Origin of the sequence: Streptomyces sp. TLI_185, assembly GCF_003814765.1 — a bacterium.
In the GTDB taxonomy this organism is placed as follows: Bacteria; Actinomycetota; Actinomycetes; order Streptomycetales; family Streptomycetaceae; genus Streptomyces.
Genome location: NZ_RKRB01000001.1, coordinates 8,409,857 through 8,425,640, shown reverse-complemented (window position 1 = coordinate 8,425,640; position 15,784 = coordinate 8,409,857). Strand labels below are relative to the sequence as shown.

At 69.7% G+C, this 15,784-nt stretch carries 13 protein-coding genes; 2 read left to right on the top strand and 11 right to left on the bottom strand.

Features of this window, described 5'->3' with window-relative positions:
• Positions 1 to 9 precede the first annotated feature (9 nt).
• The 7 genes from EDD92_RS38765 to EDD92_RS38735 form a co-directional block, all read right to left on the bottom strand.
• Positions 10 to 2,520, bottom strand: coding sequence for a PQQ-dependent sugar dehydrogenase (locus tag EDD92_RS38765; RefSeq protein ID WP_123968613.1), 2,511 nt, complete (start codon positions 2,518 to 2,520; stop codon positions 10 to 12).
• A 95-nt stretch (positions 2,521 to 2,615) separates the two neighbouring features.
• Positions 2,616 to 3,620 carry a sugar phosphate isomerase/epimerase gene (locus EDD92_RS38760; protein WP_123968612.1) on the bottom strand — a complete coding sequence of 335 codons (1,005 nt, stop codon included), beginning with the start codon at positions 3,618 to 3,620 and terminating at the stop codon, positions 2,616 to 2,618.
• 45 nt (positions 3,621 to 3,665) lie between these two features.
• On the bottom strand, positions 3,666 to 4,874 hold the full coding sequence (locus EDD92_RS38755) for a Gfo/Idh/MocA family protein (protein ID WP_123968611.1): 1,209 nt from the start codon (positions 4,872 to 4,874) through the stop codon (positions 3,666 to 3,668).
• Positions 4,875 to 4,935: 61 nt separating this feature from the next.
• Complete coding sequence (locus EDD92_RS38750; protein WP_123968610.1) at positions 4,936 to 5,976, bottom strand: substrate-binding domain-containing protein; 1,041 nt, start codon at positions 5,974 to 5,976, stop codon at positions 4,936 to 4,938.
• Positions 5,977 to 6,028: 52 nt separating this feature from the next.
• Positions 6,029 to 7,048 carry an ABC transporter permease gene (locus EDD92_RS38745; RefSeq protein ID WP_123968609.1) on the bottom strand — a complete coding sequence of 340 codons (1,020 nt, stop codon included), beginning with the start codon at positions 7,046 to 7,048 and terminating at the stop codon, positions 6,029 to 6,031.
• Positions 7,045 to 8,562 carry a sugar ABC transporter ATP-binding protein gene (locus EDD92_RS38740; protein WP_123968608.1) on the bottom strand — a complete coding sequence of 506 codons (1,518 nt, stop codon included), beginning with the start codon at positions 8,560 to 8,562 and terminating at the stop codon, positions 7,045 to 7,047. The genes EDD92_RS38745 and EDD92_RS38740 overlap by 4 nt, the downstream gene beginning before the upstream one ends.
• A 109-nt stretch (positions 8,563 to 8,671) precedes the next feature.
• Positions 8,672 to 9,853, bottom strand: a complete 1,182-nt coding sequence (locus tag EDD92_RS38735) for an ROK family transcriptional regulator (protein ID WP_123968607.1) — start codon at positions 9,851 to 9,853, stop codon at positions 8,672 to 8,674.
• A gap of 223 nt (positions 9,854 to 10,076) precedes the next feature.
• Here EDD92_RS38735 and EDD92_RS38730 point away from each other — a divergent pair, with 223 nt between their 5' ends.
• Entirely contained in the window at positions 10,077 to 11,258 is a 1,182-nt protein-coding gene (locus EDD92_RS38730) for a low temperature requirement protein A (RefSeq protein WP_123968606.1), read from the top strand.
• Here the strand turns inward: EDD92_RS38730 and EDD92_RS38725 are convergent.
• From EDD92_RS38725 to EDD92_RS38715, 4 genes are all read right to left on the bottom strand, one after another.
• Positions 11,237 to 11,914: a GntR family transcriptional regulator gene (locus tag EDD92_RS38725; protein WP_123968605.1), complete on the bottom strand. Its 678-nt coding sequence runs from the start codon at positions 11,912 to 11,914 to the stop codon at positions 11,237 to 11,239. The two genes, EDD92_RS38730 and EDD92_RS38725, sit on opposite strands and share 22 nt — an antisense overlap.
• Before the next feature lie 139 nt (positions 11,915 to 12,053).
• The gene (locus tag EDD92_RS38720; protein WP_123968604.1) at positions 12,054 to 12,992 is read right to left on the bottom strand and encodes a beta-ketoacyl-ACP synthase III; all 939 of its coding nucleotides are present in this window, start codon (positions 12,990 to 12,992) and stop codon (positions 12,054 to 12,056) included.
• A 148-nt stretch (positions 12,993 to 13,140) separates the two neighbouring features.
• On the bottom strand, positions 13,141 to 13,275 hold the full coding sequence (locus EDD92_RS51620) for a hypothetical protein (RefSeq protein ID WP_260327058.1): 135 nt from the start codon (positions 13,273 to 13,275) through the stop codon (positions 13,141 to 13,143).
• Complete coding sequence (locus EDD92_RS38715) at positions 13,244 to 14,578, bottom strand: OFA family MFS transporter (RefSeq protein ID WP_123968603.1); 1,335 nt, start codon at positions 14,576 to 14,578, stop codon at positions 13,244 to 13,246. Before EDD92_RS38715 ends, EDD92_RS51620 begins: the two co-directional genes overlap by 32 nt.
• Before the next feature lie 225 nt (positions 14,579 to 14,803).
• On the opposite strand from EDD92_RS38715, the gene EDD92_RS38710 reads away from it, so the two are divergent.
• On the top strand, positions 14,804 to 15,775 hold the full coding sequence (locus EDD92_RS38710) for a 2-dehydropantoate 2-reductase (protein WP_123968602.1): 972 nt from the start codon (positions 14,804 to 14,806) through the stop codon (positions 15,773 to 15,775).
• Positions 15,776 to 15,784: the final 9 nt, after the last annotated feature.

The following is a 15,784-nucleotide window of genomic DNA, read 5'->3' as shown; positions in this document are numbered from 1 at the left end:
TCCCTCCTCTCAGCCGGTCGTGAAGGTGAAGTCGTCCACGTCGAACAGAGCACCCGTGCCGCCCTTGAAGACCAGGTAGAGCTTGGTGGTGCCCCTGGGTGCGCGGGACAGGTCGGCGCTGACGTCCTGGAAGGTCTCCCAGCCGCCGGTCACCGGGACGGTCGCCTTGCCGAGCAGCGTGCCGGTCGAGGAACCGGCGCGGACCTCGAGCGTCCCGCCGGCGCCTCCTGACGCGATCCGCGCCGTGATCTTCTTGGCGTTGCTCAGCACATACGGCGTGAACGAGATCCAGTCGCCGTTGTCGATGTCGCCGACCGTCCTGCCGCCGTGCGCGGTGTCCTTGGTGATGACGGAGACCCCGGAGGCGTCGCCGAAGTGCTCGGCCTGGCGGTGCCTGGGCTGCAGGACGCTCTGGTCGTGCGAGGTGAGCGGGGCCTGGCCGCCGCCTCCGCCGTCGGTGTACTCGGCGTCGAGGACCCCGAAGATGTTGGCGTCCTCGTCGTGACCGCCGTCGGCGCTGGTCTGGATGGTGCCGGTGCAGCCGCTCGCCGAGGTCTGCGGGTGGCCGTGGGTGTCGTGGCCCAGGATGAAGTTGACCTTGACCTTCGAGCAGTCGACGGCCGTCCCGTCCTCCGGATCGGTGACCTTCATCTTGAACGGGATCGCGTCACCGAAGCTGAACAGCTGTCCGTCCTGGGGGAGTTCGAGCGTCACCTTGGGCGCGGTGTTGCCGACGACGATCTGCACGCTTGCACTGCCGGTGCGTCCGGTGGGGTCCTTGGCGGTCAGGGTCGCGGTGTAGGTGCCGTTCTTCTTGTACCTGTACGCCGGGTTCGCCGCCGTCGACTTGCCGCCGTCGCCGAAGTCCCAGCTGTACGTGAGGGCGTCACCGTCCTGGTCGGAGGTGCCCGCGGAGGAGAACTGCACCTTCAGCGGTGCCTGCCCGGAGGTCCTGCTCGCCGCCGCCTGCGGAACCGGTGAGTGGCCGTCGGTGGCGTTCTCGATGCGGTACAGGGCCGAGTGGTCGTCGCCGCCGAACCACGCGGTGCCGTAGTCGAGGACGTACAGGGCGCCGTCGGGGCCGAAGGCCATGTCCATCACCTGAGTGCCGGTCCACGGGAAGGCGTTGATCGACTGCACGGTTCCGCTGCCGTCGCTTACGATCCGTTTGATCCAGCGGCGGCCGAACTCCCCGGCGAAGAAGTTCCCGTCGTAGGCCTCGGGGAACTTCACCGGCGAGTCGAGCGAGGCGTCGTAGTGGTAGACCGGCCCGCCCATCGGGGACTCGGAGCCGTCGCCGAACTCCGGTACGGACGGTCCGTTGTACGGGATCCAGGCGGGCTGGGCCGGGGGCAGGTCCGTGAGTCCGGTGTTGTGCGGAGAGTTGTTCTTCGGGGCGTTGCAGTCGAAGGAGGCGCCGGAGGTCTTGGTTGCGAAGTCGTAGTCGACGTAGGCGTCGTTGGCTCCGGTGCAGTACGGCCAGCCGAAGTTGCCGGGGCCGGTCACTCGCGCGAACTCGACCTGGCCGGCGGGGCCGCGGGCCGGGTCGGCGGCGCCTGCGTCGGGGCCGTAGTCGCCGACGTAGAGGATGCCGGTCTTCTTGTCGACGCTGAAGCGGAACGGGTTGCGGAAGCCCATCGCGTAGATCTCGGGGCGTGTCTTGTCCGTGCCGGGCGCGAAGAGGTTGCCGTCGGGGACGGAGTACGAGCCGTCGGCGCTCACCTTGATGCGCAGGATCTTGCCGCGCAGGTCGTTGGTGTTGCCCGCCGAGCGCTGGGCGTCGAAGGCCGGGTTGCGGTCGGCGCGCTCGTCGATCGGGGTGTAGCCGTCCGACTGGAAGGGATTGGTGTCGTCACCCGTCGACAGATAGAGGTTGCCGGCCGCGTCGAAGTCGATGTCGCCGCCGACGTGACAGCACAGGCCGCGGGAGGCCGGAATGTCGATGACCTTCTTCTCGCTGGCGGAGTCGAGGGTGCCGTCGGCCTTGAGGACGAAGCGGGAGAGGCGGTTGACGCCGTCGAAGGGTGCGAAGTCGGCCGCGGCTCCGGTCTCCGGGGCATCGCCCGCCGGCGTGTTCAGCGGTGGCGCGTAGTAGAGGTAGATGGCCCTGTTGGTCGCGAAGTCCGGGTCCACGCCGACGCCTTGGAGACCTTCCTCGTCGTGGGAGTAGACGTCGAGCTTGCCGATGAGCCGTGTGTTTCCGGCCGCGTCCGTGAGCCGGAGCTCGCCGTCGCGCGAGGTGTGCAGGACCGAGCGGTCCGGGAGGACGGCGAGGGACATGGGTTCGCCGACCTCTGCCTCCCCCTTGGCGAGGGTGACCTGCTGGAAGTCCTCCGCGGCGGCTTCCGCGGGGGCCGCTCCCGGGTCGGCGACGGCTGCGCCGGCCTGGGGAGCGGTGAGGGTCAGCGACGCGCCCGCCAGCAACACGCCACTGAAGAGGGCGGCTGCCTTACGGAAGGACGGGCGTCGTCTGTGGGTCTCGATTCTGTCGGTGCTGGTGGTGCGGTCGTTCCCGTGCACGAATGCCTCCAGTGAGGGGCCGGTTGTACGGGCGGGTGCGGTACGCCGGGATGCGCCGTCATCCCGGAACTCACGGAAGAAAGAACGAAGTTGGTCTAGTCGTTGCCGCCGAACGCCGCGTCGAAGGAGGCTGACGGCGGCTCGAAGTCGTAGGCCTTCAGTCGGGTCAGGGCCTCGGGGGCGCCCTGGAGCCGGTCCATGCCGGCGTCCTCCCACTCCACGGAGATGGGGCCCTGGTAGTCGATGGAGCGCAGCATCCGGAAGACGTCCTCCCAGGGGACGTCACCGTGCCCGGCCGACACGAAGTCCCAGCCGCGGCGCGGGTCGCCCCAGGGCAGATGGGAGCCGAGCCGGCCGTTGCGGCCGTCGAGGCGTTTGCGGGCCTCCTTGCAGTCGACGTGGTAGATCCGGTCGCGGAAGTCCCACAGGAAGCCGACCGGGTCGAGGTCCTGCCACACGAAGTGCGAAGGGTCGAAGTTCAGACCGAAGGCCGGGCGCCCGCCAACTGCCTCCAGTGCACGCCCGGTTGTCCAGTAGTCGTAGGCGATCTCACTGGGGTGGACCTCGTGCGCGAACCGGACTCCCTCCTCGTCGAAGACGTCGAGAATCGGGTTCCATCGTTCGGCGAAGTCCTCGTAGCCGCGCTCGATCATCGACTCCGGGGCGGGCGGGAACATGGCGACCAGGTGCCAGATGGCCGATCCGGTGAAGCCGATGACGGTGTTCACTCCGAAGGCGGCCGCTGCCCGCGCGGTGTCCTTCATACGGTCCGCCGCGCGCCGCCGCACCCCCTCCGGGTCGCCGTCGCCCCACACCTCGCCCGGCAGGATCGCCCGATGACGCTCGTCGATGATGGCGTCGCAGACCGCCTGGCCGACCAGGTGGTTGGAGACGGCCCAGCACTTGAGGCCGTACTTGTCCAGCAGTTGCTTCCTGGACTCGATGTACGTCGAGTCGGCGAGCGCCTTGTCGACCTCGAAGTGGTCGCCCCAGCAGGCGAGTTCGAGCCCGTCGTAACCGAAGTCGCGGGCGAGACGGCAGACCTCCTCCAGCGGGAGGTCCGCCCACTGGCCGGTGAAGAGCGTGAACTGACGCGGCATGTCTGCGAACCCTTCTCGGACGGCGATTCAGGCGATTCAGACGATTCAGACGTCGATGGGCGTGTAGACGGAGTTCTTCTCGGCGCTCTCCTCCACCGCCGCCAGTACGCGCTGCACCTGCAGGCCGTCGGCGAAGGAGGGTTCGGGCCTGCGGCCCTCGGCGATCGCGTGGACGAGGTCGCGGGCCTGGTGGACGAAGGTGTGCTCGTAGCCGAGACCGTGACCCGGCGGCCACCAGGCCTCCAGGTAGGGGTGGTCGGATTCGGTGACGAGGATGCGGCGGAAACCGGCGTGCACCCCGGGCTCCGTACCGTCGTGGTACGACAGCTCGTTGAGGCGCTCCAGGTCGAAGGCCAACGAGCCGCGCTCGCCGTTGAGTTCGATGCGCAGGGCGTTCTTGCGGCCGGTCGCGTAGCGCGTCGCCTCGAAGGAGGCGAGGGCGCCCGAGGTGAAGCGGCCGGTGAACAGGGCGGCGTCGTCGACGGTGACCTGTCCCGTGCCGGCCGAGGCGACCGAGGACAGGCCGCTGCTGGCGCCGACGGGCAGCGGCCGCTCCCGTACGAAGGTTTCCGTCAGGGCGGAGACCCCGCCCAGTCGCTCCCCCGCCAGGTACTGCGCGAGGTCGACGATGTGCGCACCCAGGTCACCGAGCGCGCCCGAGCCGGCCTGGTCCTTGCGCAGCCGCCAGGTGAGCGGGAACTCCGGGTCCACGAGCCAGTCCTGGAGGTACGTCACCCGGACGTGCCGCAGGGCGCCGAGCCTGCCCTCGGCGACCATGTTCCGGGCGAGCGCGGTGGCGGGCACCCGGCGGTAGTTGAAACCGACCATCGCCAACTGGCCGCGGCTGTACGCCTCTTCGGCTGCGGCGGTCATCGCCGAGGCCTCCTCCACCGTGTTGGCGAGGGGCTTCTCGCACAGCACGTGCTTGCCGGCGGCGAGGGCGGCCAGGGCGATCTCGGCGTGACTGTCGCCGGGGGTGCAGATGTCCACGAGGTCGATGTCGTCCCGGGCGATCAGGGCCCGCCAGTCGGTCTCGGCCGACGCCCAGCCGTGCCGGTCGGCTGCCGCGCGCACGGCGCCGGCGTCACGTCCGCAGATCGCGGCCAGGACCGGGCGGCGGGGCAGGTCGAAGACGCGGCCCGCGGTGCGCCAGCCCTGGGAGTGGGCGGCGCCCATGAACGCGTAGCCGACCATGCCTACGCGCAGCGGCGGCTTCGCGGCCTCCGATCCGTCCGACTGCTGGGGCTGTCCCATACGGATGTCCTCCTCGTCCTCGTCGTGATGGCGCCGTGGGGGGTGCGGGGCGGGGTGCGGCCTAGCGGAAGCCGGTGGGCATGTACTGGTCGACGTTGGTCTTGTCGACGACGGCCGAGTAGAGCGTCAGCGAGGCCGGGATCTCGAACTCGGCGAGACCGCTGACGCCCTTGCCCTGGCCGAGCGCGCGGGCCAGGTCGATCGCGGAGGCGGCCATCGTCGGCGGGTACAGGACGGTCGCCTTCAGCACGCCGTTGTCCTGCTTGATGGCCTGGAAGGCGGAGAGCGCGCCTGCCCCGCCGACCATCAGGAAGTCGTCGCGGCCGGCCTGCTCGATGGCGCGCAGGGCGCCCACGCCCTGGTCGTCGTCGTGGTTCCACAGGGCGTCGAACTTGGGCTGGGCCTGAAGGAGTTGGGCCATCTTGGCCTGCCCGGACTCGACCGTGAACTCGGCGGCCTGGCGGGCCACCTTCTTGATGTTGGGGTAGTTCTTCAGGGCGTCGTCGAAGCCCTGGGTGCGCTGCTTGGTCAGCTCCAGGTTGTCCAGGCCCGCCAGTTCGATGACCTTGGCGTTCGACTTCCCCTTGAGCTTCTCGCCGATGTACGTGCCGGCGTTGAGGCCCATGCCGTAGTTGTCGCCGCCGATCCAGCAGCGGTACGCCTGCGGGGAGTTGAAGATCCGGTCGAGGTTGACGACGGGGATGCCCGCGCGCATCGCCTTGAGCCCGACCTGGGTGAGGGCCTTGCCGTCGGCGGGCAGGACGACCAGGACGCCGACCTTCTTGTTGATGAGGGTCTCGATCTGGCCGATCTGCGCGGCCGTGTCGTTCGAGCCCTCGGTGATCTCCAGGGTGACGTCGGAGTACTTCTTCGCCCGGCTCTTGGCGTTGTCGTTGATGGCGTTGAGCCAGCCGTGGTCGGCCTGCGGTCCGGCGAAGCCGATGGTGACGTGCTTGCCGGGCTTGTCGTCGGCAGCGGACCGGTCGTTCGCGGCCGGGCTCTCGTCCTTGGACTCGTTACTCGTGCAACCGGCGAGGAAGGCGGTGGCGGAGACGGCTGCGGTTCCGAAGAGGAGGCCTCTACGGCTGGTGGTATGTGACATAGCACTGCGCGACACAGCACTTGTGGAATGTGACATATTACTGACCCTTTCCTCAGGTAGAGCGGGCAGTACGGCGCTGAACCAGCACGGCGGCCACGATGATCGCGCCCTTGGCGATCTGCTGGACGTCGCTCTGCAGGTTGTTCAGGGCGAAGATGTTGGTGATCGTCGTGAAGATCAGGACGCCGAGCACGGAGCCCGTGATGGTCCCCCGCCCTCCACTGAGCAGCGTGCCGCCGATGATCGCGGCCGCGATGGCGTCGAGCTCGTAGAGGTTGCCGTTGGTGTTCTGGCCGGAGCCGGACAGGATGATCAGCAGGAAGGCGGCGATGCCGCAGCACAGCCCGGACAGCAGGTACAGGTAGAGGCGCTGTCGCCGTACGTCGATGCCGGCGAGCCGGGCTGCTTCCGCGTTGCCGCCGACGGCGACCGTGCGGCGGCCGAAGGTGGTGCGGTTGAGGATCAGCCAGCCGATGATCGTCACGATCGCGAAGACGATGACGAGCGGGGGAACGCCGAGCACATAGGCGTCGCGCTCGCCCAGGTCGAGGATGCTGCTGACGGTGACGATCTGCGTCTTGCCGTCGGTGATCTGCAGGGCCAGCCCGCGCGCCGAGGCCAGCATGGCGAGCGTGGCGATGAACGGGACCATTCCGCCGTATGCGATGAGCAGGCCGTTGACCAGGCCGCATCCAAGGCCGACGATCACCGTGGTGAAGAGGATGCCCGCGAAACCGTAATCCTGGGTGGCCACCGTCGTCGCCCACACGGAGGACAGGGCGACGATCGCGCCGACCGAGAGGTCGATGCCGCCGGAGGTGATGACGAAGGTCATGCCGACGGTGACGACGCCGATCACCGAGGCCTGGGTGAGGACGAGTTGGAGGTTGCGGGTGTCGAGGAACTCGTCGGGCTTGGTGATCCCGCCGATGAGGATCAGCGCGGCGAGGACGCCCAGGAGGGACAGGGTGCGGACGTCCGCTCGGGCCAACAGGCCGCGCCAGGAGGGGGGTTGGCCGGTCGTCGGCACCTTGTCGGTGTTGTCCCGTGGCGGGGAGGCATGCTGCGTCATGAGGCCGGGCTTCCTTCCATGACCAGGTCGAGTACGCGGTGTTCGTCGAGTTCGCGGGCGGGCGCCGTGTGGACGACGCGGCCCTCGCGGAGCACCAGGACGCGGTCGGCGAGGCCGAGCACCTCGGGTACTTCGCTGGAGACCAGGAGGACGGCGAGGCCCTCGTCGGCCAGGCGGCGGATCACCGCGTACAGCTCGGCGCGGGCGCCGACGTCGACGCCGCGGGTCGGTTCGTCGAGGAGCAGGACGCGGCAGCCGCGCAGCAGCCAGCGGGCCAGGACGGCCTTCTGCTGGTTGCCGCCGGACAGGGTGCGGATCGGCACGGAGGGGTTGTCCGGGCGCAGTGACAGTTCACGCGTGGCCGCCCGGGCCGCCCCCTTCTCCGCGCCGCGGTCGATCCAACCCCCGCGGGAGAAACGGGACATGGAGGAGACCGAGACGTTGCGGGTGACGGACTCCAGCATCAGCAGGGCCTGCGCCTTGCGCTCCTCGGGGGCGAGTCCGAGCCCGGCGCGAACGGCGGCCCGCACACTGCCCGGCCGCAACGCCCTTCCGTCGACGCGGACTTGACCGGAAGTGGCCTTGCGGGCGCCGTAGATCGTCTCCAGGATCTCCGAGCGGCCCGAGCCGACCAGCCCGGCGAGACCGACGATCTCGCCCGGCCGCACCTCCAGGTCGAACGGCGCGAACTCCCCTTCCCGGGCGAGGGCTTGGACCTCCAGCACCGGTGCGCCGTCCGCAGCCGAGGCCGGCCGCTCGGGAAAGACGTACTCGACATTGCGGCCGGTCATCAGCGCGACCACCTCGCGGGTCGGCGTCGACTTCGCCGGCAGTCCGCCCGCCACCGCGCGCCCGTCCTTCAGTACGGTGACGCGGTCGCCGATGCGCCGGATCTCCTCCAGGCGGTGGGAGATGTAGACGACGGCGACGCCCTCGGCGGTCAGGTCGCCGACGATACGGAAGAGGTTGTCGACCTCGTCCGGGTCGAGGGCGGCGGACGGCTCGTCCATCACGATGAGCCGTACGTCGTGGGAGAGCGCCCTGGCCATGGACACGATCTGCTGCTGGGCCGCCGACAGCTCCCCCACGAGCCGCGCCGGGTCGATCTCGGGATGCCCAAGTCGCGTGAGAAGTCCGGCAGTTGCTGCCTTGGCGGCTTTTCCGCGTACGACGAAGCCGACGGCCGTGGGTTCATGGCCGAGGTGGACGTTCTCGGCCACCGACAGGTGCTCCACCAGGTCGAGTTCCTGGTAGATGGTGGCGATGCCGAGACGCATGGCGGCGATCGGCGAGCGGAGGGTGACCTCCTCGCCGCGCCAGCGGATGGTGCCGGTGTCGGGCTGGTGGGCGCCGGCCAGGACCTTGATGAGGGTGGACTTCCCGGCTCCGTTCTGGCCGAGCAGGCAGTGCACTTCACCGGCCTGGACGTCGAGGTCGACGCCGTCGAGGGCCCGGACTCCGGGGAACGACTTGGTGATGCCGGACATGCTGAGCAGCGTTGGTTCTGGTGCCATGAGGTCCCCTTGGCGGGCGTGCGGGCCGGTTTCAGGGTGCTTTCGGGCAGGCGTGTTCAGGGCAGGGCGAAGCAGGACGCCGTACTGGTGATCTTCAGGAACGGGTTGGTCACGCAGGCGAGAAGAGATGGTCGCTGATGAGCCGGGCCGCGCCGATGACGCCGGCGGTCGGGCCCAACTCCCCCAGGACGATCGGCAGGTTGCCCGTCGCGAGGGGAAGCGACTGACGGTAGACCTGGGTGCGGATCGCGGCGAGCAGGGTGTGGCCGAGGCCGGTCACCCCGCCGCCGATCACCACCAGGCCGGGGTTGAAGAAGGAGACCAGTCCGGCGATGACCTGGCCGGTTCGGTTGCCGCCCTCGCGGATCAGATCGAGGGAGGTGGCGTCGCCCGCGGCGGCCGCGGCTGCGACGTCGACGGCGGTGAGCGTGCCGTTCGCCGCGAGCCGTGAGGCGAGTTCCTCCGACAACCCCTGCCCGGCCGCCTCCACGGCGTCCCGGGCGAGGGCCGCCCCGCTGAAGTGGGCTTCCAGACAGCCCCGGTTGCCGCAGGCGCACGGGTGTCCGTCGGGCACGGCCTGGATGTGCCCGATGTCGCCCGCACTGCCCGTCACCCCGCGGTGGACCTCACCGCCGGCGACGATGCCGCAGCCGATGCCGGTGCCGATCTTGACGCAGAGGAAGTCGCCCACGGAGCGTGCGACGCCCGCATGCTGCTCCCCCATGGCCATGAGGTTCACGTCGTTGTCGACCATGACCGGGCAGCCGAGTTCCTGACTGAGCGCCTCCCGTACGGGGAAGCCGTCCCAGCCCGGCATGATCGGCGGAGCCACCGGTACGCCCTCGGGGAAGCGGACCGGTCCCGGGACGCCGATGCCGGCGCCGTCGAAACCCTCCGCCAGGCCGGAGGCCCTCAACTTCGCTGCCATGGACAGGACTTGCTCGAAGACCGCGACCGGGCCCTCGCGTACGTCCATGGGCTGGTTGAGATGTCCGAGGATCTCCAGCTCGGCGTTGGTGACGGCGACGTCGACCGAGGTCGCGCCGATGTCGACGCCGAGAAAGCGCAGGCCGGGTGCGAGCCTGATGTTGTGGGAACGGCGGCCGCCGCGCGAGGCGGCGAGTCCGTCGGCCACGACCAGGCCCGTCTCCAGCAGCCGGTCCACCTCCACGGCCAGTTTGGACCGCGACAGGTCGACCTGATCGCCCAGCTGTGCACGGGAGTTGGGTCCTCCGTCGCGCAACAGCTTGAGCAGCTTGGCCTGATGGGCGTTCGCGGGTCGTGCCGTCATGCGTCTCACGTGCCCCTCCCCGCCTCAATCGGCCGCCATTGTTCGGGCTTTCGAGGGGAACGTAGCAGTGGCGGCCGAACCTGGGAAGAAGTCGTGCGTGAATTGGCAGCCACTTTCTCCACTCTCAGGACAAAGGACGGTGCGTCCGCCATCCCCCACTCGACCCCGGAGTGCCGCATACCATCTGATCAACGTCGGTTCAGGGGGACACGTGGACATCGCCATGCCGGAGAGCACCGCGCAGCAGGAAGAAGGCCGCCGGGTCACGACCCTCGAGCTCTTCTTCGACCTCGTCTTCGTCTTCACGCTCACCCAGCTCACCGTCCTGCTCGCCGGCGATCTGACGTTCGCGACGGCGGGCCGGGTCGCGCTGATCTTCGTGGTGCTGTTCTGGATGTACGGCGCCTATGCGTACCTGACGAACCAGGTGCCGCCCGACCGGCCCTCCCGCCGCCTGCTGTTGATGCTCGGCATGGGTGCCTTCCTGGTGTGCGCGCTGGCCGTCCCGCGTGTCTTCGACGACACCGGCGTGCTCTTCGGGCTGGGCTTTCTGGCGGTCGTGGTCGTGCACACCGCGCTCTACACCCGCAGCCACGGCCGGGACGCGATCTGGTACGGCGTGCCGAACGGGCTGGCCGCGCTGTCGGTGACGGCGGCGGGCTTCTTCGACGGACTGGCGGCGGACGGGCTGTGGCTGCTGGCGCTGGTCCTGCAGTCCGTGACACCGCTCCTGGCCGAGCACGGGCCGGGCAGGGCGGACGGGCGGTCGGCCGCCGTCATGCGTGTTCAGCTGGGCAGCCTGGACCCGGCGCACTTCGTGGAGCGGCACGGTCTGCTGCTGATCGTCGCGTTCGGTGAATCCGTCATCGCGATCGGCACCGGGATCGGCCAACTGCCGCTCACAGCCGGGTTGTTCGGCGGCGCTTTTCTCTCGCTGGCGCTCGCGATCGCGCTGTGGTGGGCGTACTTCGTGCGTGACGAGGAGGCCGCCGAGGCTGCGTTCCGTGCCACGCCGGCGCCGAACCGCTGGCGTCTGGCGATGAACGCGTACTACTACGCCTTCCTGCCGATGCTGCTCGGCATCGCCTACTTGGCCGCGGGTGTGAAGAAGACGCTGGGCCACCTCACCGAGCACCTGCACACGGGCCCGGCGCTGGCCCTCGCGGGCGGTGTGGCGCTCTTCCTCGCCGGGGACGTGATCTTCCGCGCGGTCCTGCGCCTGCGTCCCGTCGGCTTCCGGGCCACCGCGGCACCGGTCGCCCTCGCCGCCACGCTGATCGGCGTCCACGTCTCAGCGGTCGCCGAACTCCTCGCCCTGGTGGGCGTGTTGGTGGGCATGCTGGCGGTGGAGGCCCGCTGGTGCAGCGGCAAAAGCCCGGGACCTCAGGACTTCGCCCGGTCGTGATACGACCGCCGGGTGTGCTCCGTGTGCTCGCGCATCAGCTGCGTGGCCCGCTGCTCGTCCCGGTCGGAGATGGCGGCGATCAGCTCCCGGTGCTCGATCCAGGACTGCTGTCCGCGCTGCCGGGCGACCGGGGTGTAGTACCAGCGCACCCGGCGGTCGACCTGGGCGGCGAGTTCGGCGAGGACCGCGTTGCCGGCGAGGTCCATGATCTTGGCGTGGAAGCGGGCGTTCATGGCGACGGCCCCGTCCACGTCGTCCGCGGCGACGGCCTTCTCGCCCTCGGCGCACAGCTCCTCGAGCACCGAGATGCCGGCGCTGCCGGCGTTGGCGGCGGCGAGCCGGGCCGCCTCGGCCTCCAGCAGCGTGCGGACGGTGAGGAGCTGGTCGGCCTCCTCCTCCGTGGGTTCGTGCACGAACGCGCCCTGGGCGGGCCGCAGATCGACCCACCCCTCGGTGTTCAGCCGCTGCAGCGCCTCCCGCACGGGCTGCCGGGACACCCCGAGGTGGCCTGCGAGTTCACTCTCGACGAGGTGCTGGCCGGGCTGCAGGGCGCGTGTGGTGATCAGTTCGAGGAGCGCCTCGTAGACGCGGTCGCGCAGCGGGCCGGGCCGTTCGAGCTTGGGTACCGCGCCCTGCGGCAGTCCTGTCGACAACATCGGTCGGTCCCCCTCCTGAGCAGCGCGGAGCAACTGCAGCCGGAAAGCCAGTATGGATTGTCTTTCGTCTACAGTCTACGGCGCACAGCGGCCAGGGGTACGGGGGGTCGAGTGCGTCACATCGGACCGTACGCGCAGGTCACGGGCAGCGGACGACCTGGCCGGCGTACGACAGGTTCCCGCCGAAGCCGAACAGCAGCACCGGGTCCCCGGTGGAGATGGCGCCCTGCTCGACGAGCTTGGAGAACGCGAGCGGGATGCTCGCAGCAGAGGTGTTCCCGGACTCGGCGACATCCCGCGCGACGACGGCGTTGACGGCGCCGATCTTCTCGGCGAGGGGCTCGATGATGCGCAGGTTCGCCTGGTGCAGTACGACCCCCGCGAGGTCCTCGGGGGCGAGCCCGGCGCGCTCGCAGGCCTTTCGGGCGATGGGCGGCAGCTGGGTGGTGGCCCAGCGGTAGACGCTCTGCCCCTCCTGCGCGAACCGGGCGGGCGTGCCCTCGATGCGTACGGCATGCCCCATTTCGGGCACAGAGCCCCACAGTACGGGTCCGATGCCGGGCTCGTCCGCGGCTTCCACGACGGCGGCCCCCGCGCCGTCGCCGACGAGCACGCAGGTGGTGCGGTCACTCCAGTCGGTCACGTCGGACATCTTGTCGGCGCCGATGACCAGCGCACGCATCGAGGCACCCGCCCGGACCGCGTGGTCCGCGGTGGCCAGGGCGTGGGTGAACCCGGCACACACGACGTTGACGTCCATCGCGGCGGGCGAGGGGATGCCGAGCCGGGCGGCGACCCGGGCGGCCATGTTGGGCGAGCGGTCCACAGCGGTGGAGGTGGCGACCAGGACCAGGTCGATGTCGCCGGGCGCGAGGCCTGCCGCCGCGAGCGCCTTGGCCGCGGCGTGGGCGGCCAGCTCGTCGACCGGCTCGTCGGGCCCGGCGATGTGGCGTGTGCGGATGCCCACCCGGGACGTGATCCACTCGTCACTGGTGTCGACCAGGCCCGCCAGGTCCTCGTTGGTGAGCACCTTGGCGGGCTGGTAGTGGCCGACGGCGGCGATGCGCGAGCCGTTCATTGGGTGGTCCCCCTCGTTGCCTGGGTAGCGGGATCCACCAGTCTGATCAGTGACTCACGGGTACGACGGCAGCCGAGGCGACAGGATTCGGGCGCCAGGGTTGTCGGCTTCTGTCAGGCCTTCGGACGCCCGAACACTTCCCGAACAGTCACCCGGTGAACAGCTTCGTCGCCTTCTGCACGAGCTCGTAGACACCGTAGGCGAGCGGTGCCCCCACCCACAGCCAGGCGAAGGCGATCAGAGGGCGCCGGTCATGCGGACTCCGGCTGCTGTCGTTCGACATCGACGGTCTCCTCCCTGGGGGCGGGGATGTGGTGGCGGGCGTTGACGGGCCGGACGAGTTCGTTGGCGACGAAGCCGACGACGAGCAGGCCGATCATGATGACGAAGGAGAGTCCGTACAGGGACGCGCCGCTCTTGCCGGCATCCTTCTGGTGGTCGGCGATCCAGTTCACGATCAGCGGTCCGAGGACGCCGGCCGTGGACCAGGCGGTGAGCAGCCGGCCGTGGATGGCGCCGACCTGATAGGTCCCGAAGAGGTCCTTGAGATAGGCCGGAATGGTCGCGAAGCCGCCGCCGTAGAAGGACAGGATCACCATCGCGCACAGGATGAACAGCGGCTTGGAGGAGTCGCCGAACAGCGCGATCAGCGCGTACATCGCCGCACCGAAGCCCAGATAGACGCGGTAGATGTTCTTGCGTCCGATCAGGTCGGAGGTGGACGACCAGCCGATGCGGCCCGCCATGTTGGCGGCGGAGAGCAGCGCCACGAAACCGGCCGAGGCCGAGACGGACACGGGCGTCGACGTGTTCTTGAAGAAGTCCTGGATCATCGGCGCGGCCTTCTCCAGGATGCCGATGCCGGCGGTCACGTTCATGCAGAGCACGACCCACAGACACCAGAACTGGGGCGTGCGGATGGCCGTGTTGGCGGAGACCTGCGGCCCCTGGAAGGCGCTCGGTGCGCCCTCGACCGGCCGCTCGCTGCGCGGCACCCGCACCAGCAGCACGCCCAGTGACATGAAGACGGCGTACGACAGCCCGTGCACGAGGAACGCGAGCGCGATCCCGGAGCTGTCGGCGCCGAACGACTCCAGCATCTGCGTGGACCAGGGCGAGGCGATGAGCGCGCCGCCGCCGAAGCCCATGATCGCGATACCGGTGGCCATGCCGGGCCGGTCCGGGAACCACTTGATCAGCGTGGAGACGGGCGAGATGTAGCCGATGCCGAGGCCGATGCCGCCGACGAAACCGTAGCCGAGGACGATCAGCCAGTACTGCTCGGTGGCCGCGCCCAGCGCGGATATCAGGAAGCCGGAGGAGAAACAGACCAGGGCGACGGTCATCGCCCAGCGCGGCCCGTTGCGCTCCACCAGCGTGCCGCCGAACGCGGCCGACAGACCGAGCATGACGATGGCGAGCTGGAAGGGCAGCGCGCTCTGCGTTCCGCTGAGGCCGAGCGAGGACTCCAGGGGCGGCTTGAACACGCTCCAGGCGTAGGCCTGGCCGATGGAGAGATGGACGGAGAGAGCGGCGGGGGGAACCAGCCAGCGGCTCCAGCCGGCCGGTGCGACAGGGGGACTCATGATCCCGAACGTAAGGGAGCGGCAAGGGAGTTGAGAAGGCGGCACGTCGATCGTATGCGATGAACGGTATGCGGGACGCGCCGAACGGTCCTACCGACCGGTTTCCCGAACCGTGCGCGAACTCTTGCCGCCCCCATCCCCATACTGTAGACAATATTCAGTCGACAGAGTTCGACGGTGCGGTCATCTCCGCGGTATCCCTCGACCGAACGGAGCTCCCTCGTCATGAAAGTCGCAGTTCTCGGCGCCGGTGCGATCGGCGCCTACGTCGGTGCCGCGCTCCATCGCGCCGGCGCCGATGTGCATCTCGTCGCCCGTGGACCGCACTTGGCGGCCATGAGGCAGCACGGAATACGGGTGCTCAGCCCGCGCGGTGACTTCACCGCGCACGCCCACGCCACCGACGACCCGGCCGAGATCGGCCCGGTCGACTTCGTCTTCCTGGGTCTGAAGGCCAACTCGTACGCGGCGTGCGGGCCGCTGATCGAGCCCCTTCTGCACGACAGCACGGCGGTGATCGCCGCCCAGAACGGCATCCCCTGGTGGTACTTCCACCGGCACGGCGGCCCCCACGACGGGCACCGCATCGAGAGCGTGGACCCGGACGGCGCGGTCAGCGCGGTGCTCGCGCCCGAACGGGCCGTCGGATGTGTCGTCTACGCGGCCACCGAGCTCGAAGGACCAGGTGTCGTACGGCACTTGGAAGGTACCCGGTTCTCGATCGGCGAGCCCGACCGCAGCGTGTCCAAGCGCTGCCTGGCCTTCAGCGAGGCCATGGTCGCCGGTGGCCTGAAGTGCCCGGTCGAGCCGGAGCTGCGGGGCGACATCTGGATCAAGCTGCTCGGCAACATCTCCTTCAACCCGATCAGCGCTCTCGCCCGCGCCACCATGCGGCAGATGTGTCTGCACGGCGGCACCCGCAAGGTCATCGAGACCATGATGGCCGAGACGCTCGCCGTCGCCCGGGCCCTCGGCTGCGAGGTCGGCGTCTCCATCGAACGCCGTCTCGCCGGCGCCGAGCGCGTCGGCGACCACCGCACCTCCACGCTCCAGGACCTGGAGCGCGGCAAACCGCTCGAACTCGACGTACTCCTCACGGCCGTCGTCGAGTTGGCGGAGATCACCGGCGTTCAGGTGCCCACCCTGCGCACCGTGCACGCCATCTCGGACCTGCTCGCGCTGAGGAGCGCCGCATGAGGAGTGTCG

Coding starts and splice junctions, on each gene's coding strand:
- EDD92_RS38760 (WP_123968612.1), bottom strand. CDS start 3,620: ATGCCGCGTCAGTTCACGCTCTTCACCGGCCAGTGGGCGGACCTCCCG.
- EDD92_RS38755 (WP_123968611.1), bottom strand. CDS start 4,874: ATGGGACAGCCCCAGCAGTCGGACGGATCGGAGGCCGCGAAGCCGCCG.
- EDD92_RS38750 (WP_123968610.1), bottom strand. CDS start 5,976: ATGTCACATACCACCAGCCGTAGAGGCCTCCTCTTCGGAACCGCAGCC.
- EDD92_RS38745 (WP_123968609.1), bottom strand. CDS start 7,048: ATGACGCAGCATGCCTCCCCGCCACGGGACAACACCGACAAGGTGCCG.
- EDD92_RS38740 (WP_123968608.1), bottom strand. CDS start 8,562: ATGGCACCAGAACCAACGCTGCTCAGCATGTCCGGCATCACCAAGTCG.
- EDD92_RS38735 (WP_123968607.1), bottom strand. CDS start 9,853: ATGACGGCACGACCCGCGAACGCCCATCAGGCCAAGCTGCTCAAGCTG.
- EDD92_RS38730 (WP_123968606.1), top strand. CDS start 10,077: ATGCCGGAGAGCACCGCGCAGCAGGAAGAAGGCCGCCGGGTCACGACC.
- EDD92_RS38725 (WP_123968605.1), bottom strand. CDS start 11,914: ATGTTGTCGACAGGACTGCCGCAGGGCGCGGTACCCAAGCTCGAACGG.
- EDD92_RS38720 (WP_123968604.1), bottom strand. CDS start 12,992: ATGAACGGCTCGCGCATCGCCGCCGTCGGCCACTACCAGCCCGCCAAG.
- EDD92_RS51620 (WP_260327058.1), bottom strand. CDS start 13,275: ATGTCGAACGACAGCAGCCGGAGTCCGCATGACCGGCGCCCTCTGATC.
- EDD92_RS38715 (WP_123968603.1), bottom strand. CDS start 14,578: ATGAGTCCCCCTGTCGCACCGGCCGGCTGGAGCCGCTGGCTGGTTCCC.
- EDD92_RS38710 (WP_123968602.1), top strand. CDS start 14,804: ATGAAAGTCGCAGTTCTCGGCGCCGGTGCGATCGGCGCCTACGTCGGT.